Annotated in this window: 11 protein-coding genes; 9 read left to right on the top strand and 2 right to left on the bottom strand. The window is 67.8% G+C overall.

Translation table 11 applies throughout. The features are described 5' to 3' along the window. Nucleotides 1–13: 13 nt before the first annotated feature. Nucleotides 14–3,463, bottom strand: coding sequence for an autotransporter domain-containing protein (locus ACT535_RS00175; protein ID WP_476362933.1), 3,450 nt, complete (start codon nt 3,461–3,463; stop codon nt 14–16). Nucleotides 3,464–3,677: 214 nt separating this feature from the next. After that, a complete protein-coding gene (locus ACT535_RS00170; protein WP_476362932.1) occupies nt 3,678–4,382 on the bottom strand; it encodes a HisA/HisF-related TIM barrel protein in 705 nt (234 codons plus the stop codon). A 36-nt stretch (nt 4,383–4,418) separates the two neighbouring features. On the opposite strand from ACT535_RS00170, the gene ACT535_RS00165 reads away from it, so the two are divergent. From ACT535_RS00165 to ACT535_RS00125, 9 genes are all read left to right on the top strand, one after another. Further along, nucleotides 4,419–5,384, top strand: coding sequence for an ATP-grasp domain-containing protein (locus ACT535_RS00165; protein ID WP_476362931.1), 966 nt, complete (start codon nt 4,419–4,421; stop codon nt 5,382–5,384). An 82-nt stretch (nt 5,385–5,466) separates the two neighbouring features. Beyond that, on the top strand, nt 5,467–5,904 hold the full coding sequence (gene folB / locus ACT535_RS00160; protein ID WP_168456618.1) for a dihydroneopterin aldolase: 438 nt from the start codon (nt 5,467–5,469) through the stop codon (nt 5,902–5,904). A gap of 68 nt (nt 5,905–5,972) precedes the next feature. Beyond that, a complete protein-coding gene (locus ACT535_RS00155; protein WP_476362930.1) occupies nt 5,973–6,962 on the top strand; it encodes a class 1 fructose-bisphosphatase in 990 nt (329 codons plus the stop codon). A gap of 116 nt (nt 6,963–7,078) precedes the next feature. Then, complete coding sequence (locus ACT535_RS00150) at nt 7,079–8,686, top strand: acyl-CoA synthetase (protein ID WP_476362929.1); 1,608 nt, start codon at nt 7,079–7,081, stop codon at nt 8,684–8,686. 426 nt (nt 8,687–9,112) lie between these two features. Then, complete coding sequence (locus ACT535_RS00145) at nt 9,113–10,189, top strand: glycosyltransferase (protein ID WP_476362928.1); 1,077 nt, start codon at nt 9,113–9,115, stop codon at nt 10,187–10,189. 2 nt (nt 10,190–10,191) lie between these two features. Next, the gene (locus ACT535_RS00140; protein WP_476362927.1) at nt 10,192–11,745 is read left to right on the top strand and encodes a glycosyltransferase family 39 protein; all 1,554 of its coding nucleotides are present in this window, start codon (nt 10,192–10,194) and stop codon (nt 11,743–11,745) included. Nucleotides 11,746–11,844: 99 nt separating this feature from the next. Beyond that, on the top strand, nt 11,845–13,914 hold the full coding sequence (locus ACT535_RS00135) for a putative bifunctional diguanylate cyclase/phosphodiesterase (protein WP_476362926.1): 2,070 nt from the start codon (nt 11,845–11,847) through the stop codon (nt 13,912–13,914). Nucleotides 13,915–14,735: 821 nt separating this feature from the next. Further along, nucleotides 14,736–15,011: a hypothetical protein gene (locus tag ACT535_RS00130; RefSeq protein ID WP_476362925.1), complete on the top strand. Its 276-nt coding sequence runs from the start codon at nt 14,736–14,738 to the stop codon at nt 15,009–15,011. A gap of 127 nt (nt 15,012–15,138) precedes the next feature. Continuing rightward, the gene (locus ACT535_RS00125; protein ID WP_476362924.1) at nt 15,139–21,057 is read left to right on the top strand and encodes a DUF3320 domain-containing protein; all 5,919 of its coding nucleotides are present in this window, start codon (nt 15,139–15,141) and stop codon (nt 21,055–21,057) included. Nucleotides 21,058–21,154: the final 97 nt, after the last annotated feature.

The following is a 21,154-nucleotide window of genomic DNA, read 5'->3' as shown; positions in this document are numbered from 1 at the left end:
GCGCCCGGTCGTCTCAGAACTTCACCGCCAGCGTCGCCTTGCCGGCGTTGTAGCTGGTGCCGTCACCGGCCATGCCCTCGTAGCCCAGCGAGAAGGTCGCGCCGGTCGCAAAGGCGAAGTCGATGCCCGCCGAGCCCACGATGCTGTCCTCGGCAATGGCGAGGCCATCGATGCCGAAGGCGGTGCCGGTATTGATGAAGCTCAGCACCGTCTGGGGCGTCACGTCGCCGAAGGCGTGGCGCCAGCCGGCCGAGGCGTGGGGTGTCACGACGATGCCCGAGGTGGCGAAGCTGGTGGCGACGCGCAGGCCCAGGGTGGAATAGGCGGTGTCGAACGACGAGCCGGTGGAGGAGAGGCCGGCGATGGGCGCGTTGTTCTCGATGAAGCTGCCGAGATCCACGCTGGTCCAGCCGATGCCGGCAAAGGGCTCCAGCGCCACGCCGCTGAACGCGAAGGTGTAGCCGGCCTCGGCGAAGAGGTTGCCGGCGGTGCCGTTGTAGCTCGCCTTCGGGCTCTCACCAGTGAGGGCTACGAAGCGGCTCTGGTCGATGCTGCTCCAGCCGTAGCTCGCGCCCGCCCGCAGCTTCACGGCGTCGAAGGTGGCGCCGCCATAGGCCGCGATGCGCCAGGTCTCGGTGTTGGCCGACGCCGCGTCCGTGCTGGTGGAGGCGGAGGAATAGCCGGCGGCGAGGCCCATCACCCAGTTGCTGGCCGAGAGGTCCGCGCCGATGAGCAGGCCGCCGAGGTTGGTATCGGCCGCGGCGGCATTGCCGTTGGCCGAGGTGGACAGCCACTGGCCGTAGCCCTGCGCCCAGGTGGTCCACACGGGGGCCGGCTCGGGCGACTTGATGGCCTTGAAGGCCTGCGCGCCGGGCGTCGCCGGATCGGCGTAGGCGCGCGCGGGCCCGCCAGCGCCGAGCGCGGCTTCTGCCCCCTTGGCGCTGCTGTAGCCCGCCTGCCGCAGACGGCCGAGGATGAGGTCGTTGACCATCATGTTCTCGGTGACGAGCTGGCCGGGCAGCGTGGCGTAGAGGTCGCCGGAGAGCTGGGAGAGGGCCAGCGTCGGCTTGTCGTCGGCGGTCTGGGTCACGAAGGCCGAATAGAGCTTCGAAGTGTCCGCCTTCGGCCCCGCGCCGATGCGCTCCAGGGCACCGGCCACCGAGCGTTGGTTGGGCGTCACGGCGTAGGAGGCGAAGGAGACGCCGTTGCGCGCCAGCGAGAGATACACGTTGTTGGCGTCGTAGCTCAGCGCGGGATCGACGAAGAGATAGTCGATGGGGGTGAGCACATCGAGGGAGAAGGTGCCGCTGACACCGCCAGCCGACGACAGAATGGTGTAGTCCCGGCCCCAGGCGAGCTGGCCCACCATCTCCACCTCGGACCCCACGCCGATGATGGTGGCGCCGGTGGCGCGGATGAGGTCGGTATTGCCCGCCGCATCCACGTCCACCCGATAGGTGCCGCCGATTGCGGCGGAGCCCTTCACGTCGAGTACGCCGAAGCGCGACGTTGCCGAGCTGAGATTGATCGTCGTGTTGCCGGAGACGGCGAGGCCACCCACCGTGCCCCAGCCGAGGAGCTCGGCCGGCAGAGCGTTCGAGCCCGACACGCTCAGCGAGGCCCCTGCGAGGGAGGCGCCCTCCAGATAGACCGAAGCCTGGTTGAAGATCACCGCGCCCGAGAAATCGGACGTGCCGGTGAGGGTGGTGAGCGAGCCGGTGCCGGCGCTCAGCACCTCGAAGTTGCGATAGGTGGCGCTGTTGCCGAGGAGGCTCAGGTCGAAATCGACATTCTCGCCGTTACCACCGAGCTGAAGCGTATCGACGCCACCTTCCGCGTCCACGATGCCGACCACCTTGCTGCCGGCGCCATAGACGAACAGATCGTTGCCGCCGCCCATCTGCACCGCGTAGGTGGTGCCGGAGATGGTGCCGTAATTGGTGACGGTCAGCGACTTGGTGGGGTCGACGCCGGAGTTCACATAGCGGATGCCGTAGCCGTCGAGGCCCTGGATGGTGCCGTAGTTGGTGACGGTCGCGGCGGCGTAGGCATCGCCGCTGTTGCTGTCGTCGATGAGGATGCCGTTGTTGCCGCCGGAGATCAGCGCCGACGTGTGGGCCGCATCGCCATTGGTGATCGTGCCGCCGCCGATGGCGATGCCCTCGGAGGTGCTGGGCTTGGTCTCGCCCGGCTTGATGCCCCTGGAAGCGAGGCCCTTGATGGTGCCGTAGTTGATGACCGTGCCGGCGTGGTCGAAGTCCACGCCGTCACCGTCGCCAAAGCTCGCGCGGGGATCAATGCCACCGGAGATCTCGCCGTAATTGACAAGTATGCCGGTGCCGTTGGAATTCACGCCCGAGCCGTTGCCGCCCACGATGATGCCGTTGTTGGTGACGATCAGATTGTCGTCGGAACCGGTGGCCTTGATGCCATGATAGGCGCCGAGGATGCGGCCGTCGGCATAATTGTTCACCGTAAGGGTGATGGCCTGTCCCTGGTCGTTGCCGCTCACCTTGATCGCGGAATTGTTTTGCGTCTCGGCGGTGCCGACCGCGTAACTGGACAAGATCGTCCCGTAATTATCGATAGTGAGGCCGTTGGTGCCATGGATGGCGTCATTGTCAAAGCCGATGATAAGGCCGGTCTTCTGGTTGGTGAGGGTGATGGTTGCATGAGTTGAATAGATGTTACCGACATCGATGGCCTGCCCGTAAGCAGCCGAGATGACACCGGCGTTGGTGATGGAAATCACCGGAGCAGCGGAACTCAAGGTGGCGGACGAGATTTTGATGGCGTCGTCCCTGCTGGCGATGATGCCACCCGCCTCGTTGGTTATGGTAAAGCTTTGCAGCGTGTCGAAGCTTGTTGCGGTGTCGAACGCGATAGTGCGCGTCCCGGGCAAATAGGTCTGGATCAACCCCGAATTGGTGATGTCGATGGTGCCGCCGCCGAGGCGGATGGCGTCCGAGGCGTACGCTTGAATGGTGCCTCTGTTGTCGATGGTGATCGACGCGGTGGGCGCGTTCACCTTGTCGAAGTCAAGCGCCTGACCGGTCACCGAGAAGATGAAGTTAGCGTTGTGGACAACCACCGCCCCATCAGCGAGCGGCCCGTTAACGCGGAAGACGTCATCTGTTGAGTAGATCGAACCGGTCGTCGTGTTGTTCAGAGTGAAGGTGCCGGTGACGGCGCCCGTGGTGTCGATCACCCGGTTTGTGGAGACGATATTGCCGGAATTGGTGATGACGACGCCGGGCGTCGTGGTAGCGCTGCCATCCCAAACGATGAAGGTGGACGAGCCGGTGTCCAGGGTGACGCCGGCATCAATGGTGCCAGTGTCGCTTCCGGAGACGGTCTGCTGTCCGGAAGCCGGCGGAACCGTGAACGATCCGGCAAGGGCGGGCGTTGCCACGCCGAAGCAGACGAGCGCCAGTACGATGTGACTAACGGACGAATGGAGCAATGGCAGACGGATCATCGTGATAGGGCAATTTCAGACGGGAGGATCAGGAGGCTGAACCCTACATAGGAGGACTATACTCCAGCTCCATGACGCAGAGACATACGCACAGTACCCTTACGGCACCTTGGTCTGGCGTTGTGGCGTATCGGTAACAGTGAACCGCGCTCAAGGCCAAGTATGGTGTGCCGCCGGAGGCCGGAACGCGGCCCGTCCCTCAGGCCCAGCGCCGGGCGGTCTCCCGGTCGATCCGCCCATCGTGCAGGGCGCTGGCCACCAGCGCGCCGGCGATCCCGGCCCGGGCGAGCGCCTCCAGATCCGCCGGCCCCCGCACGCCGCCGGCAGCATAAAGCGCGGGCGAAGCGCCCTGCCCTGCCGCACGGCGGGCGGTGCGCTCCAGGGCCGCCATGTCCGGCCCCTCTCCGCTGCCGACGCGGGCGAGAGTCATGACAATGACGCGCTCGGGCCACAGGCGGGCGTCGCGGTGCGCCCGCTCCGGCCCGCGCGGGCCGGTGGCGTCGTGGTCCAGAGAGAGAATCACGCCTTCGGCGCCAAGGGCGGCCTCCACATCGGCGTCCCCCAGGCTTTCGGTGCCGACGACGGAGGTGCCGAGGCCATTTTGGGCGCGGGTAGCGATATGGACCGGATCGCGCTCGCCCGCGTCCACCCACAGCTCAAGGCCGGGGAAGGCGCGGGCGAGGTCGCCTACCGCCGCGTCATTGCTGCCCGTCCCGGTTATGGCATCGATATCAGCCACATAAAGGGTGCGGAATGGCGCAAGCGCGAGCAGCCCGGCAACCACGTCGTGCGGTCGGGCGGAGGACGACAGCGGAGTCTCGATGGGGCGATAGGTCTCGCGCTCGCCCCTGTGGGCACGCACGACGACCCCTCCCTTCAGGTCGATGACGGGGATAAGCTGCATGACGAGATCGGGCCGAGCTTGTACGCGAGGAGTCCCATGCGCGTCTTCATCTGCGAGTACGTGACATCCGGCGGCATGCGCGACAAGCCCCTGCCGGAGGCGGCCCTTGCGGAGGGTCGCCTGATCCGCGACGCCATCGTGACCGATCTCCAGGAACTCGTCGGCGTCAACGTGGTGCTGGCCTACGACGATCGCCTGTCGCCGCCCAACGAGGAGGCTGTTCCGGTTCGGAAGGGGCAAGACCCCTGGATCATCTGGTCCAGCCTCGCACATGACGCCGACGTGGTGTGGCCCATCGCCCCGGAAGCGGGCGGCCTGCTGGCGCGCCTCGCCCGGCTGATGCGCGAGGGCGGCGCCCGCACCCTCGCCAGTTCCAGCGAGGCCATCGTGCTCACCTCGAACCGGCTGGCGCTGGCCCGCCGGCTCGCCGAGCACAGCATTCCCCATGTGCCCACCTTCCCGATCGATGCCCTGCCCGCCGGCCTCGACGGCGATCTGGTGACGCGGCCGGAAGACGGCACGGGCTGGTCCGCCGCCCGCGCCTGGCCGAACAAGGCCGCCCTGCCCCGCTCCGGCGGCCTGGTGGTTCAGCCCTTCCTGAACGGAACCCTCGCCAGCCTCAGCGTGCTGGTGCGCCCGGACGGGGTGACGCTGCTCGCGGCGAACCGCCTCAGCATCAGCCACCTCGTGGGCGTCTTCGCCTTCGAGGGCGTGCAGGTGGGTGCCATCGCCGATGAGGACGGCCGCCTGGCCGAGACGGCGCGGCGGGTGTCGGAGGCGATTCCCGGCCTCTCCGGCATCGTCTGCATCGACGTGATCCTGACCCCGCAAGGCCCGATCGTGGCGGAGGTGAACCCCCGCGTCACCGCATCCTACGCCGGCCTCCACGCCGCGCTTGGCGTCAATCCCCTCGCCTTCGTCCCCGAATTGATCCGCGAGGGCGTGCCGCCCTCGATGCCGCGCCTGCCGCGCCCGACCCCGATCGAGGTGAAGATCCGTTGAAAGCCGCCGGCGAAACCAATAGGAAGGCAACGAGTTTGAGGCTGGAGGCGCGCCTGTGGCGTCGCCTCCGCGCGAGGATGAGATGACCTCCGACGATCCCACCGCCTTGGCGGACACGCAGGCCGACGCCAGCCCCGCGCCCCGCACCCGCCCTCACAACACCGACCGCCTGTTCCTGCGGGCCCTGCCCTTCTATGCGCGTCACGGCGTGTTCGATGCGGAGCGGGAGCTGGGACAGCGCTTCATCATCGACGTGGACTGCTGGCTCGACACCCGCCCTGCCGCCTGGGCGGACGATGCGGCCCTCACGGTGTCCTACCAGGGCATCTACGAGCAGGTCGCCGCGGTGGTGGCTGACGATCCCGTCCATCTCATCGAGACATTGGCGGAGCGCATCTCCACACGGCTGCTGGACCATTTCGACATGGTCGAGCAGGTGCGGGTGGTGGTCCACAAGCCCGGCGCGCCTGTCACCGGTGTGTTTGGTGACGTCGGTATAGAAATCGTCCGCACCCGCTGAGGCGGATACGGAGCCAGACCCGATCGGACTGCCGTCGGCTCAGCCGCCGGATCGAAGGAGAGCACAAGGTGAGCGTTGCGGTGAGCCTCAAGACCTATCTCGCGGACTGGGCAGGGAGCGATGCGTCGCGGCAGGCTGTGGCCGCCACCGTGAGCGCCATCGCCGAAGCCGGGCTCGGCATCGCCGACCTCGTGGCCCGCGGGCCGCTGGAAGAGGGACTCGCCAACATTCGCGGCGTCGATCCCAACGCCGGCGGCGACGCCCAGAAGGAACTGGACGTGGTGGCCGAGGAGCTGATCCGCGAGAAGCTCCTGCCCACGCCCACCGCCTTCCTCGCTTCCGAGGAAAGCGAGGAGCTGATCCCGCTCAATCCCGAAGGCCGCCTCGTGGTGGCGGTGGACCCGCTGGACGGCTCGTCCAACATCGACACAAACGTGTCCGTGGGCACCATCTATTCCATCATGCCCTATGACGCTTCGGCGGTCGCCAAGCCCGAGGACGCGGTGATGCGGCCGGGCTCGGCGCAGGTCGCGGCGGGCTTCCTCGCCTATGGCCCGGCGACCATCCTCGTCGCCACCTTCGGCGCGGGCACGCAGGTGTTCGTCCACGACCGCCGCACCGGCGAGTTCCTGCTGGCGCGCACCGACGTGGAGATCCCCGCCGAGACCAAGGAATACGGCATCAACCAGTCCAACGTCCGGCACTGGGACGCGCCCATGCAGCGCTATCTCTCGGACTGCCTCGCCGGCAAGGAAGGCCCGCGCGGCAAGGACTTCAACATGCGCTGGGTCGGCTCCATGGTGGCCGACGCCTTCCGCATCTTCACCCGCGGCGGCGTCTACGTGTACCCGCGCGACAAGCGCAAGGGCTACGACAACGGCCGCCTGCGCCTGATCTACGAGGCCTTCCCGCTCGCCTTCCTGGTTGAGCAGGCCAAGGGCGCCGCCACCGACGGCACGACGCGCATTCTCGACATCCAGCCCCACCACATCCACCAGCGCATACCGCTGGTGTTCGGCTCCAAGGCCGAGGTCGAGGCCATCGCCTCCTATTACTGACGCGCGCGTCCCGCCTGCCGTCGGCGTGCGGGACAGCTTGACCTTCCCCGGAAAAAAACGTTCGATCGTTTCCTTCAGGCGCAGCCGCCGGCAGAGCGGCGCCGAGGGAGGTGACGATGCTCGTTCCGGCCGATGACTATGCGGGGCTTGTGCGCGCCTTTTCCTGGCAGGTGCCGGCCCGCTTCAACATGGGCGTCGCCTGCGCCGACGCCCATGCGGACGGATCGGGCAAGCCGGCGCTGATCTTCGTGGAGGAGACGGGCGCCGTCCGTTCCTACAGCTTCGACGAGCTGACAGCCCTCACCAACCGCTTCGCCAACGTACTGGTCGCCAAGGGCCTCCAGCGCGGCGACCGGGTGGCGGTGTTCCTGCCGCAGGCGCCGGAGACGGCCATCGCCCATATCGCCGCCTTCAAGGCGGGGATGATCTCGGTGCCGCTGTTCACCCTGTTCGGCGACGAGGCGCTGGAATTCCGCCTCGCCGCCTCGGGCGCGAAGGTGCTGGTGACGGACCTTTCCGGCCTCGCCAAGCTCATGCGGGTGAAGGACCACCTGCCCGACCTCGCCCACGTCTTCGTTATCGGCCCGGACGCGGGCGGCGCCGCCTCCTTCGACGCGGTGCTGGCGCAGGGCTCGGACCGCTTCACGCCGGTGGATACGGGGCCGGACGATCCCGGCATCATCATCTTCACCTCCGGCACCACCGGAAACCCGAAGGGCGCGCTGCACGGCCACCGGGTGCTGCTGGGGCACCTGCCCTGCATCGAGTTCGTCCACCAATACATGCCGCAGCCCGGCGACCTGCACTGGACCCCGGCCGACTGGGCCTGGATCGGCGGCCTGTTCGACGTGCTCTTCCCCTCGCTCTATTTCGGCGTGCCGGTGCTCGCCCACCGGGCGAAGAAGTTCGATCCCGATGCCGCCATGGCGCTGATGGCGGACCACCATGTGCGCAACGTCTTCCTGCCGCCCACCGCGCTGAAGCTGCTGCGGCAGGCGGACGTGCGGCATAGCGGCCTGAAACTGCGTTCCCTCCTCACCGGCGGCGAAACGCTGGGGGCGGAGCTGGGGGCCTTCGTGCAGGAGCGACTTGGGGTTGAGGCGCGGGAAATCTACGGCCAGACCGAGTGCAATCTGGTGGTCGGCTCCAATTCCAGCTTTTTCCCCATCCGTCCCGGCTCCATGGGCAAGGCCATCCCCGGCCATGACGTGCGCATCGTGGACGACGCGGGCGTCGAGCTTCCCCGCGACACGGAAGGCCACATCGCCATCCGCCGTGGGGACCCGGTGATGATGCTGGAATACTGGAAGAATCCGGAGGCCACCGCGCACAAATATGCCGGCGACTTCCTCCTGACCGGCGACATGGGCCGGCAGGACGAGGACGGTTATCTCTGGTACGTGGGCCGCGCCGACGACGTGATTACCTCAGCCGGCTACCGCATCGGCCCCGGTGAGATCGAGGACTGTATTCTCAAGCATACGGCGGTGGCGCTGGTGGCGGTGGTGGGCGTGCCCGATCCCCTGCGCACCGAGGCGGTGAAGGCATGGATCGTGCCGAAGCCGGGCGTCGCCCCTTCCGAGGCGCTGGCGAAGGACATCCAGGATTTCGTGAAGACGCGTCTCTCCGCCCACGAATATCCCCGCCACGTCGCCTTCACCGACACGCTCCCCATGACCGCCACCGGCAAGATCCTGCGCCGGGAGCTGCGCAGCCGGGGGTAGGCGGATCGTTGGCCCCCATGGTGCCGGACCGACTGCGGCGGATCGTACCTCAAAGCCGTAAGCCGGCTGTAAGCTTGGCTTCCTAGTGTCATTGCCCTACGAGGGGAGGCTTGCGGTGCGTCCCCCCATCGCTTACGGGAGGGGCTGCCTGAAATCCGTACGCTGGCCGTCGGCCGGATAGGTGTGACATTCGACATGGGGGAGGCTCGCGGCACTCTCCCCCACGTTCCGGTAGGAACTGCGCAGGCTGTCCCCAGCCCGACCGTACCTTCGACCCGTCGTTTCGCAAGGCCGCTGGATAACGCACAAAGAATGCCGGATTCCGTGCCTGCTCCCTTCGGTTCCCCGTCTCCCCGCGGCCCCGGCGTCGTCCGGCAGAGAAGCGCCGAGCCCGAATCCGATGCGGCCGCCGGAGCCCTGCCCCCGGTGCCGCACCTGTCCGTCATCGTCCCGACCTTCAATGAGCGCGGCAATGTGGAGCGGATGCTCGCTGCCATCGACGGTGCGCTCAAGGCCGTTCCCTACGAGGTCATTTTCGTCGACGACGATTCTCCGGACGGCACGGCAGACACGGTGCGGGAGATCGGCAGCCGTGACCCGCGCATCCGCTGCATCCGCCGGGTCGGCCGGCGCGGCCTTGCCGGCGCCTGCATCGAGGGAATGCTGGCTGCCCAGGCGCCCCTTGTCGCGGTCATCGACGGCGATCTCCAGCACGACGTGAACGTCCTGCGCACCATGTTCGAGCGCTCGCCTGACGCGGACCTGGTGGTGGCCAGCCGGTATGTTGAAGGTGGCAGCTCCGACGGACTGAACCGCCGTCGCGGCGCCATGAGCCGCGCGGCCACCAGCGCGGCGCGGCGCGTCCTCGGGATCAAGACGTCGGACCCCATGAGCGGCTGCTTCCTCATCCGCCGCGCGCTCGTTGAACGCCTCGCGCCCGCCCTTTCCCCCAACGGCTTCAAGATTCTCCTCGACATCATGACAGCAGGCAAGGAACCGATGCGGGTGGTGGAAGTGCCCATGGCCTTCGCCGCCCGCGACGCGGGCGACAGCAAGCTCGACAGCCGGACGGTGCTCGACTTCGTCACCCTTCTGATCTTCAAGATGAGCGGCGGCACCATCTCGCCCCGGTTCGTCTGGTTCTCGGCGGTGGGCGGGGCGGGGCTCGTGCTGCATCTGCTGATGCTGAAGGGCGCGCTCATCCTCGGCCTCGGCTTCGCCGTGGCCCAGTCCATCGCGACCATCGGCGCCATGACGTCGAACTTCGCCATGAACAACGTGTTCACCTACCGCGACCGTCGCGTGCGCGGCCTCGCCATGCTCCCGGCCCTGCTCAAGTTCTACCTCATCTGCGGTGCCGGCGCGGTGGCCAATGTGGGCGTCGCCAGCTGGGTGTTCGAGGGCGGATGGCGCTGGTGGCTGGCGGGTGTGGCGGGCTCCATCATCGGCGCGGTCTGGAACTTCGCCATGACCTCCCTGTTCGTCTGGGGACCGTCGAAGTGAGCGTGTCCTCGCCAGGTCTCGCAGGGCCTGTCGCGGGGGAGCGGCGGGCCGGCCTGCGGGCGCTTCAGGCGCGGGTTTCCCCGGCTCTCGCCCTTGGCGCGGTGCTGATCCTGGTGCTCGCGCTGCGCCTGGTGTTCGCGGCGACCACCGGGCTCGGCAACGATGAATCCTACACCGTCGTCACCAGCCGTCTCCCGGCGCTGAGCTATTTCGACCATCCGCCTATGGCCTGGTGGCTGGCCCATGGATCGGCCACCCTCTTCGGATCCGAGGCGCCACTCGCGGTGCGCGCGCCGTTCCTGCTGCTCTCCCTCGTCTCGACAGCGCTGATGTACCTGCTCACCGCCGGCCTGTTCGGCCGCTGGGCCGGGATATGGGCGGCGTTGATGATGGCCTGCGCACCCGTGCTCGGCCTCACCAGCGCCACCTGGGTGCTGCCGGACGGGCCACTCATCACCTTCCTGCTGGCCGGAACGCTGGTGATCGCCCACGTTCTGTTCGACGAGCGGGCCCACCCGGCCATGTGGCTCCTGGCCGGTGCCTTAGGCGGGCTGGCGCTGCTGTCGAAATATCACGGCGTCTTCCTGTTCGCCGGCACCTTCCTGTTCCTGCTCCTCAGCCCGCGACACCGGAGATGGCTGGCCACCCCGTGGCCCTATGCGGGCGGCGTGATCGCCCTTGTCGTGTTCTCGCCGGTCATCATCTGGAACGTGCGGAACGGCTTCGCCTCGCTTGCCTTCCAGAGCGAGCGGGCGGCGGCGGCGGGCTTCCACCCGCTGATGGCGGTGATGGTGGTGGCCGGCATCGCCCTGTTCCTCACCCCCTGGATCTGGGTGGGTCTCGTCGCGGCGGCCGTGCGGGCGCTGAGGATGAGGCCTGTCAATCCCCGTGCGCTGCTGCTCATCTGCCTCGCAGCCGGCCCGGTGCTGGTGTTCCCGGCCATCGCGGCGTGGTCGGGGGCAAGGCCCTTCTTCCACTGGGCAGCGCCGGGCTACCTGATGCTCTTCCCCCTGCTCGGCCGGGCCACGGCGCGGCGATGGGCCGCCGACGCCTGGATCCGCGGCTGGACGGTCTGGTCCGTCGGCTTCACGGCGGCGGGCGTCGCCGTGATCGCGACAGTCTCCATGGTGCCCTCCCTCGGCACGGCGGCCTCCGACACGGGCGGCGATCCCCTGCGCGAACTCGCCACCTGGAGCGACCTCGACACCGCCGTCCGGCGCCACGGGCTGACCCCCGGCCGCTATGCCTTCGTGTCGGTGCCCGTGTGGCACATGGGCGGGAAGGTGGGCTATGCCCTTGGCCCGACCTGGCCGGTGGCGTGCATGGGCGACGATTGCCGCGGCTTCCTCATGAGCGACATCCAGCACGGCCAGAAAGGAGCCGACGCGGTGCTCGTGCTCGATGCCGGATCACCGGCGCAGATGAAGGACATGAGCCGACGCTTCCAGAGCGTCGAACCCCTCGAGACGGTGACTATCCGCCACGCCGGGACAGCGGTCGCACGGGTGGTGCTGGCGCTCGGGCACGGCTATCTCGGCGATCCGCCGGCGCGATAGCTCCCCAGGGGGCTACCTTTGTCCACCCCGCCCCCTCCTGTTCACAAACCCGCGCCGTGATAGCTTGGCCTTGACCGTCGCAGAGGGGCGAGAGGCGACATGGCCGGAACTTTCGACTGGCTCGACAAGGGGATAGCTGAGGCGCTCGACGCCGTCCCCATGCCGGTGTTCGTCAAGGACCAGGACAGCCGGTTCATTCTCATCAACCAGCGCTGCGAAGAGCAGCTGGGCGTCCCGCGCGTCGAAATGATCGGCCGTACCGGAGCGGGCCTCTTCCCGCCCGGGCAGGTGACGCGCCTCATCGAAAACGATCGCCGCGCGATGGAGGGCTCCGCCCTCTCCTGCGATGAGGTGGTGCGCAACCTCGCCACCGATCAGGATCGTACCCTGCGCACGATACGCCGGCCGATCCACGATCCGCTTGGCGGGACTCGATCACTCGTCGGGGTGTCCATCGATATCACCGAGGCCAAGCGGACCGAACTCTCCCTGCGCGACAGCGAAGAAAAGCTGCGCGGCCTGTTCGAACTTTCGCCGCTCGGCATCGTCCTCAATGGAATGGATGGCAAATTCCTCGAATTCAATCCCGCCTTCGCGGCCATCTGCGGGTACAGCGCCGAGGAATTATGCCACCTCGATTACTGGAAGCTCACCCCGGAAACATACGCCACCGAGGAACAGACCCAGCTTCAGGCCCTGCTCGCGCGCGGCCACTACGGTCCGTACGAGAAGGAATATATCCGCAAGGACGGCAGCCTCGTTCCGCTCCGCCTCACCGGCGTGCTGCTTCACGCCAGCGACGGCACGGCCTACATCTGGTCCATCGTGGAGGACATCACCGCGCAGAAGAAGGCGCAGGAAGCGGTCTGGTTCCACGCCAATTTCGACGACATCACAGCGCTGCCGAACCGGCGCCTGGTCTACCAGCGGCTTGACGAGGAAATCGCCCGGGCACGCGAGAGCGGCCGGCGCATGGCGCTGCTGTTCGTCGACTTCGACCGCTTCAAGGAGATCAACGACGCCTTCGGCCACGACAAGGGCGACTTGCTGCTGAAGGAGGCCGCGCGCCGCCTTTCTGCCGGCCTGCACCCCACCGACACGGTGGGCCGTCTCAACGGCGACGAGTTCATGATCGTTGTGGGCGCGCAGGAGGAGACGCAGCGGCTGGACGAGCTGGCGGAGGCCCTCAGGCAGGCACTGGGTGCGCCCTACCGGCTGGGTCCCGATCTCGCCTATTCTTCGGTGAGCATCGGCATCGCCGTCTTCCCGCAGGATGGCGAGAATGCCGACACGCTGGTGCGCCACGCCGACCAGGCCATGTACGAGGCCAAGGCGCGGGGCCGCAACCGCATCTGCTTCTTCCACCGGGTCCTGCAGGAAGAAGCCACACGGCGCAGCCGCATCGCCAACGAATTGCGCGGCGCCATCGCTGGCGGGCAGTTCCGCCTGTTTTACCAGCCCATCCTCGACCTTGCGACGGGCGAGGTGGTGAAGGCAGAGGCGCTGCTGCGCTGGCAGCATCCCGAACTGGGACTGGTCGGCCCCGCCGACTTCATCCCCGTGGCCGAGCAGACGGGGGAGATCCTCGCCATCGGCCAATGGGTCTTCGAGGAGGTCCTGCGCCAGCTCGCCACCTGGGATGCGGCCGGAATGCCCCCCGTGCGCGTCGGCATCAACCGCTCGCCGGTGGAGTTCCGTCAGTCTGGCGACGTGCTCGCAGCCTGGCCCGCCCGGCTGGCGGAGCACGGCCTCTGCGGTCAGCGGCTCGTGGTGGAGATCACCGAGGGACTGCTGGTGGAGCTGGGCGACACGGTGCGCGATCAGTTCGAGCGCCTGCAGCGGATGGGGATCGCCCTCTCCCTCGACGACTTCGGCACGGGCTATTCCTCCCTCGCCTATCTGAGAAAGTTCGACGTGGATTTCCTCAAGATCGACCGCGCCTTCGTACAGGGCGTCGCGCCCGGAGCGGACGATCTCGCGCTGTGCGAGGCGATCATCGTGATGGCGCAGAAGCTCGGCATCGAAGTGGTCGCCGAGGGCATCGAGACCGAGGACCAGCGGGCCCTCCTCGCAGCTGCCGGCTGCCGTCTCGGCCAGGGCTTCCTCTTTTCCCGCCCCCTGCCCGCAGAAGCCTTCGCAGCTTTTGTCCGGGGGGCGCGACGCGACTGACGCGCGAGACGATCCGGGCAGGATTAGGGAGCAGCGGAGATCGCCCAGACGCCATTGCAGCAGCGATCGCAACCTTGTCCGCCGCCATCGGCCGCTGGCGCGCCCGAAAGCCCGTCCAACGCTGTGCAAGCCGACATCCTGCGCCATGCGCTGAACAAGGCGGACCTCACGCTTGGACTGTTCGGCCTTACGGTCCCCACCGGCGGCGAAAAAACCTGCCCCGCTTGCATTCGCACTGGATCATGCAATGCGGCATGGGCTCCGGCCCATCATTTGCCTAATCCCGTACGCGGGGGGCATGGATCGCAACTGCAGGCGTCGGCAGCACGATCATTCGCCTCACTCGGTTACTGGAAGCTCGACCGATCCACCCCGATCAGCCTGCGAGCGCGGCGCTCCGAGTATCGCCGCTGGGAGCATGAAACAGATGCCCCAAAGCTACCCCCAGAACCGCCGGATGCAACCGCACCTCCCCGCACCATACCGGACGGGCAAGGCTAGTTAAGTCATTGATTTTTCGTGATCGGAGGATCGCGTCGGACGCTATTGGAGCGTGGAACAGGGGCGGAATCGCATATTTTCACTATCCACAGGATTTCATGAATGGATCTCTAGTTCGAAAAAATATGGAGCCAACAATAAGGCCAACAAACGCCTGTGCTGCCGACCCACAAGAGGGACGATCCAAGTCACGAAGCTGGTCACGATGCATCGTCGCCTCGGTTGCCTTGACCCTCGGCGGGTGCCAGACGGGTGCCGAGTACAACGCCCAGCGGCGGGAGAGCAGCGAGAGGCAGGCCCAGCAATACGTCGGGTCCACCATGGCGCAGTTCATGTCGTGGACCGGCCTTATCCCCAGCGACGCGATCGATACGGCGGAGGGCAAGATGTTCATCATCAACGGCCCAACGGTCACCATCGGCACGCCGGCTTATGTCGGCCCCTATGGCCTCTCCGCCGTCCCCGCGGTGGCCTCATCGACTACGTGTCGGATCATGGTGAACGCCCGCCCTCGGCGGCTTGCCGCGCAACTGGCGCCGGAGGACTGGGAGATCACCGGCATTTCCCCCAGCGGGCCGTGCAATAACGCGATCTAGGCGATAGGGAGCGCCGGCGCCACTGTCCTTGGCCCAATCACCCTCGCCATTGCAACGTGGGATTTTAATCGCCTAGTCTCCAACGGGAGATTGGGGGCCAGACGTGGACGCAAGAGACGAGAAAACCGTGCCAGAGCATGGCGCGACAGGCGTGGTCGTATCGGCGGATGTCGCGCTCTCCTTCACCTATGCGTCCTACCAGAATGCAGTGCCCGTATTGCGGCGCCTCGAACTGGGCAACCCCACGGACGAGGTGCTCGAAGGGTGCCGGCTGGAGCTTTGTTCCGTCCCGCCCTTCCTCAGGCCCAAGACCTGGGCCATCGATCGCCTGTTGCCCGGCGACCAGCTGACGGTGGCCGACCGGCGCGTCGATCTCGACCCCGATTACCTAGCGAAGCTGGATGAAGCCGAGCGGGGCGAACTCGTCTTCGTTCTGCGGCACGGCGAGCGGATTCTGGCCGAGGCGCGCCAGCCCGTTCGCCTGCTGGCGCGGAACGAATGGGGCGGTATTGGCGATATGGCGCAGTTGCTGCCCGCCTTCGCCATGCCGAACGATCCGGCGGTCGCCAAGCCCTTGCGGGGAGCCTCCGAGATGCTGGCGCGGGCCGGGCTCCAACCGGGGCTCGACGGCTACCAGAGCGGCGATACCTCCCGTCCAAAGATGATCGCGATCGCGCTCTACCTAGCCATGGCCCGGCTCGACATACACTATGCCGAGCCGCCCGCGAGCTTCGAGCACCGCGGCCAGAAGGTGCGACGGCCCTCCGACATCATGTCGTCCGGCCTCGCCACCTGCCTCGACAGCGCCCTGTTCCTCGCCGCTTTGTTCGAGGCGGCCGGGCTCAATCCTCTCCTGTTGCTGTTCGAGGGACATGCAGGCGCGGGCGTCTGGCTGCGCAAGCGCACCCTGCCCGAGGCGGTCGTGTCGGATCCGATGGAGCTGCGCAAGGCCATCGCCGCCCGCGAGTTGCTGCTGTTCGAGACAACGGGCCTCACCCGTCGCCCGGTCATGGGAGCGGACGCGGCCCATGCGGCCCTCGCGGCGCGGCTCGAAGAGAGCGGGGAACCGGAGTTCCGGGCGGCGATCGACGTGCGGCGGCTGCGTGAAGGCGGCATCAAGCCCCTTGCCGCGCACGCCGTCGTCCCGGCCGGCGTCACACTCGGAACCACGCCCCCCGCGCAAACACCGACGCTTCCCCCTGCTGGACCGGACGCGCCGGAGCCTGCCCCGATCGAACCGAAGCCGACCACGCCGGAAGGCCGGATCGACCGCTGGCAGAAGAAGCTGCTGGACCTCTCGCTCCGCAACCGGCTGCTCAACTTACGCGATACGAAGAAGACGGTGCCCTTCCTGTGCACCGATGTGGCCTTCCTGGAGGATCGTCTGTCGGAGGGCGCCGGTATCAGGCTCGTCTCGCTACCGGAGCAGAACCCGCTCGGCGAGCGAGACCGGGGGCTGTTCCGCGAGATGCGCGGCCATGACATCCATCGCGGCTTCGCAGCCGATGCGCTCGCTCGGGATGAGCTTCCTTCGCCCCTCGCGGCGCGCGATCTGGAGACGCGGCTCGTCGATCTCTACCGGCAGGTCAAGAACGACGTGGCGGAGGGCGGCACCAACACGCTGTTCCTGGCGGTCGGCTTCCTGCGCTGGCGGGACACCGGTGGCAGCCGCGATTATCGCGCGCCGCTGCTGCTCCTGCCGGTTAAACTGGAGCGGGCAGCGGCTTCCGCGCGTTTCACCCTGCGCTTCCACGAGGATGAGGCGCGCTTCAACGCCACCCTGCTCAAGTTCCTGGAAGACAAATTCGAGCTGCGTCTGCCGCAGTTCGACGGGCCGTTGCCCACCGATGGAAGCGGCGTGGACGTGCCCCGCCTCCTCGCCGAAGTGCGGCGGGCGGTGCGCGACGTGCCCGGCATGGAAGTGCTGGACGAGACCGCGCTCTCCACCTTCTCCTTCGCCAAATACCTCATGTGGAAGGATCTGGTGGAGCGCACCGCTCTGCTGCGCCAGAACCGCGTGGTGCGCCACCTCATCGATACGCCCGATGCACCCTTTCCCGCCCCGGACAGGCCGGCGCCGCAGGAGCGGGATCTGGACAGCACCTACGTCCCTGCCGATGTCGTCAGCCTGCTTCCCGCCGACTCCTCCCAGATTGTGGCGAGCCTGATGGCTGCCGAAGGACACGACATGGTCATCGTCGGGCCGCCCGGCACCGGGAAGAGCCAGACCATCACCAACATGATCGCCCACTGCCTCGCGGTCGGGAAATCGGTGCTGTTCGTGGCCGAGAAGGCGGCGGCCCTGAGCGTGGTCCATCGCCGCCTGCGCGAGCACGGGCTGGGGCCGCATTGCCTGGAGCTGCATTCCAGCAAGGCGGACCGCAAAAGCTTTCTCGGCCAGCTCAAGGCCGCCTGGGAGCACGGCACGGCCGCCGACGACAGCGCATGGGTCTCGGCCAACGGCCGGCTGAGGATCAAGCGCGACGAGCTGAACGCCTATGTGGAGGCGCTCCACCGCCGCCACCCCAACGGCCTGTCCGTGTACGAAGCCTTCGGCCGTGTCCTGACGGACGAGGCAGTCGAGGCCCCGGCCGTCGCCTTTCCCCATCCCGATGCCCACGATGCCGAGACCCGCGAGGCACTGGAGACGCTGGCCGACGAATTGGGTCGCACGTTCGCGGCGGTCGGTCCCAAGCCGGCCCTGCGTTTCGTGGCGGCGGACCAATGGTCGAACCTGTGGCAGCAGGGGCTTCTTTCGGCCGCGAGCCATCTGCGCGGCGAGATCGAGCGCCTCGCCCGCGCCTTCGACGGCGTTCTGGCCGCCCTCGGCCTTGCCGCGCGGCCGGAGATCTCATTCGCGGAGATCGAACGGTTCGCTCATTTCTGCGCCACCGTGGAGACCTGTGCCGGGGAGGACCATTCCGTCCTTTTCGATCCCGACCTCGAAAGGTTCGGCCAGGCGGCGGCGACGCTGGCTGAAGCCATCGCAGCGGCCCGGCAGGCCGAGGCGAAGCTGGGCGGCCGCTTCGCGCTCGCCGACGTGCCGGCCATTCCGGTGGACGAACTGGAGCGGGCCTGGCGCGAGGCATGTGCGTCGCTCCTACCCTTGCGGATGGTCCGGCAGGCCAAGGTGAGGCGCCTCCTCGCCACCTATGCCGCCCCGAGCGCCAAAGTCGAGCCGCAGGAGGTCTTGCCGGCGTTGCGCCAGATGCAGGCGCGCCTCGCCGGGATCGCGGCGAGCGCGCTGGCCGGGACGCCCCTCGGCTTTGCCGGCATCGACACCGATGTTCCAGCCATAGAGGCGCGCATCAGGCGCGCCAGCACGCTCAAGGCCGCCTTCTTCGCCCTCGGGCTTCAGGCGGAGGAGGAGGACGCAGCCGCGTCCGCCATGGGACCGGTCGTGACGCAGGGCGGCGACCCCTATGAACTCCGCGCGGCGGGACAGGCCTTCGCCACCGCCCGAGCCGGCTTCCTGACGGCAGCGACCCGGTGCGCCGAGGCCGCCGGCTGCAGCCTCAGCCATCTGCTGGCGGATCGCTCGCCCCAGGCGCTCGATGCCGAACTGGAAGCCCTCGTGGCGGCCCGCGCGGCCCTCGCCGATTGGGTCTTCTGGCAAGGCGTTCGGCGCAAGGCCGAGGCGCAGGGCCTTGGCGTCCTCGTCACGGCGCTCGAAGGCGGCGCGATCGCGCCCAGTGACTCCGGCCGCGCCTTTCGCCGGGCCTATGCGGCCTGGTGGCTGCCTCTGGCGCTCGACGCCGACCCGGTGCTCCGGGGCTTCCTGCGCTTCCGGCACGAGGGCGCCATCGCCGAATTCCGGGCGCTGGACGATCTGGTGCGCAGCCATGCGGCGGCGCGGGTGAGAAAGCGTCTGGCGCACGGCCTGCCCGCGGTTCAGAGCGTGCCGCGCAATTCCGAGCTTGGCCTCCTGCGGCACCAGATGGAATTGCAGCGGCCCAGCAAGTCGATCCGCGACATGATCGGCGCGATGCCGGCCCATTTCGGCAACCTCGCGCCCTGCATGCTCATGTCGCCTTTGTCCATCGCCCAGTATCTGCCCGCCGGCCATGCGCTGTTCGACGTGGTGATCTTCGACGAAGCCTCCCAGATCACCACGTGGGACGCCGTGGGCGCCATCGCGCGCGGCCGCCAGACCGTCATCGTCGGCGATCCCAAGCAACTGCCCCCGACGAATTTCTTCGGCCGCAGCGATGACGATGAAGAAGTGGAGGAGCATCAGCGGGATCTCGAAAGCATCCTGGACGAGGCCCGCGCGTCCGGCCTGCCGGTGCGCCAGCTGAATTGGCATTACCGCAGCCGCCACGAATCCCTCATCGCCTTCTCGAACCAGCATTATTACGGCAACCGCCTCATCACCTTCCCCTCGCCCGAGGTGGAGGATCGCGCGGTCGCGCTGCGCCATGTGGCCGATGGCGTGTATGACCGGGGCGCGAGCCGGACCAATGTGGTGGAGGCGCGGGCGCTGGTGGCCGAGGCTGTGGGCCGCATGAAGAACGCTCTGGCCCTGCCGGAAAAGGCGCGGCCCACGCTCGGCATCATCACCTTCAACCTGCCACAGCAGAGCCTGATCCAGGACCTGCTCGACCGGGCCCGGCAGGACGCTCCGGAGATCGAGTGGTTCTTCTCCGATGAGCGCTACGAGCCGACCATCGTGAAGAACCTGGAGAACGTGCAGGGCGACGAGCGCGACGTGATCCTGTTCTCCATCACCTTCACTCGCGACGCTGCGGGTGTGCGGCGTATGGACTTCGGCGCGCTGAACCGCGACGGGGGCGAGCGCCGGCTCAACGTAGCGATCACCCGCGCGCGGCAGGAACTGGTGGTATTCTCCGGCACACGCGCCGAGGACATTGACCTGAACCGCACGCAATCGCTCGGCGCGGCACACCTCAAGGCGTTTCTCGACTTCGCCGCGCGCGGCGCCGTGGCGCTGGCGGCCCAGGACCGGGGCTCGGAGGGCGGGGCCGAATCCCCGTTCGAGGAGGCCGTCGCCGAAGCCCTGACGGCACGGGGCTGGCAGGTGGTGATGCAGGTAGGTGTCTCCGGCTTCCGCATCGACCTTGGCATCAAGCACCCCGAACGGGCTGGGAAATTCCTCGCCGGCATCGAATGCGACGGCGCCACGTACCACCGCTCCGCCACCGCTCGCGACCGGGACAAGGTGCGGGAGGAGGTGCTGCGCGGCCTCGGCTGGGAGATCCTGCGTGTCTGGTCCACCGATTGGTGGCGCGACCGCCCGGAGGCGATTGCGCGCCTCGACGCCGCGCTCAACGCCCTGCTGGAGGAAAGCCGGGCGCGGGAGGCGGCGCCCGCCGACCCCATGCATTGGGATCTGGGCGGGGCCGTCGATCCTGCGGCGGAAACCGCGCAGCCCGAGGGGGCGCCGTTGCTAAAGATAACGGCTTCGCCAGGCGATCCCGCTCACGGGGTAGAGGACGGAGCGGAGGAAGTGACCGACGTGATATCCGCAATGCCCTCCCAACCCCTGTACGCCAAGGCTGATGCAGCAGGAGGTGCCCAAACGCCGGCCGGTCAACCCGTTTACCGCGTGGCAGACCTGAGCGGCTTTTCGGCCGACCCGGACCTGTTTCAAGAGGAGAGCTACGCCCCCCGGCTCGCGGCGATGATCGAGGCCGTGCTGGCGGCCGAGGCGCCGCTGCGCGAGGACATCCTGGCCCAGCGCATTGCTCGTGCCCACGGATGGCTGCGCACCGGGACGCGCATCAGGGCCCAGGTGACACGCCACCTCTCCGGCGCAGAGCGCACCAACGAAGCGGGCGCAGACTTCATCTGGCAGCGGGGAACCGTGTGCGAGAGCCTCGCCTTCCGCTATTCGGCCGGCGCCGAGCGGCGGGCCATCGACGAAATCCCACTGGCGGAGCTGGTCTTCCTCGCGTCGACCTTCCCGGATCTGAAGCAGGAAAAAGACGCTCCGCTCACGTTGGCCCGGCACATCGGCATCGACCGGCTGGGCTCGGCGGCCCGCATGCGCCTGCACCTGGCGATCGCACGCGCGTGGCAGCAGTAATCGCCACGCCACCCGAAATCCCCAGTGAGTTAAGGCTTGGCCGCCGAAGATCCTTCGGCGCGCACCAGCTCTCCTAGCGAATGGCGCATGTAGGCTC

The sequence above is a fragment of the Xanthobacter sp. DMC12 genome (assembly GCF_056314105.1).
Note: the sequence above shows the minus strand (reverse complement) of the source record. Positions and strands in the feature narration are given on the sequence as shown.

Coding starts and splice junctions, on each gene's coding strand:
- ACT535_RS00170 (WP_476362932.1), bottom strand. CDS start 4,382: ATGCAGCTTATCCCCGTCATCGACCTGAAGGGAGGGGTCGTCGTGCGT.
- ACT535_RS00165 (WP_476362931.1), top strand. CDS start 4,419: ATGCGCGTCTTCATCTGCGAGTACGTGACATCCGGCGGCATGCGCGAC.
- folB (WP_168456618.1), top strand. CDS start 5,467: ATGACCTCCGACGATCCCACCGCCTTGGCGGACACGCAGGCCGACGCC.
- ACT535_RS00150 (WP_476362929.1), top strand. CDS start 7,079: ATGCTCGTTCCGGCCGATGACTATGCGGGGCTTGTGCGCGCCTTTTCC.
- ACT535_RS00135 (WP_476362926.1), top strand. CDS start 11,845: ATGGCCGGAACTTTCGACTGGCTCGACAAGGGGATAGCTGAGGCGCTC.
- ACT535_RS00130 (WP_476362925.1), top strand. CDS start 14,736: ATGGCGCAGTTCATGTCGTGGACCGGCCTTATCCCCAGCGACGCGATC.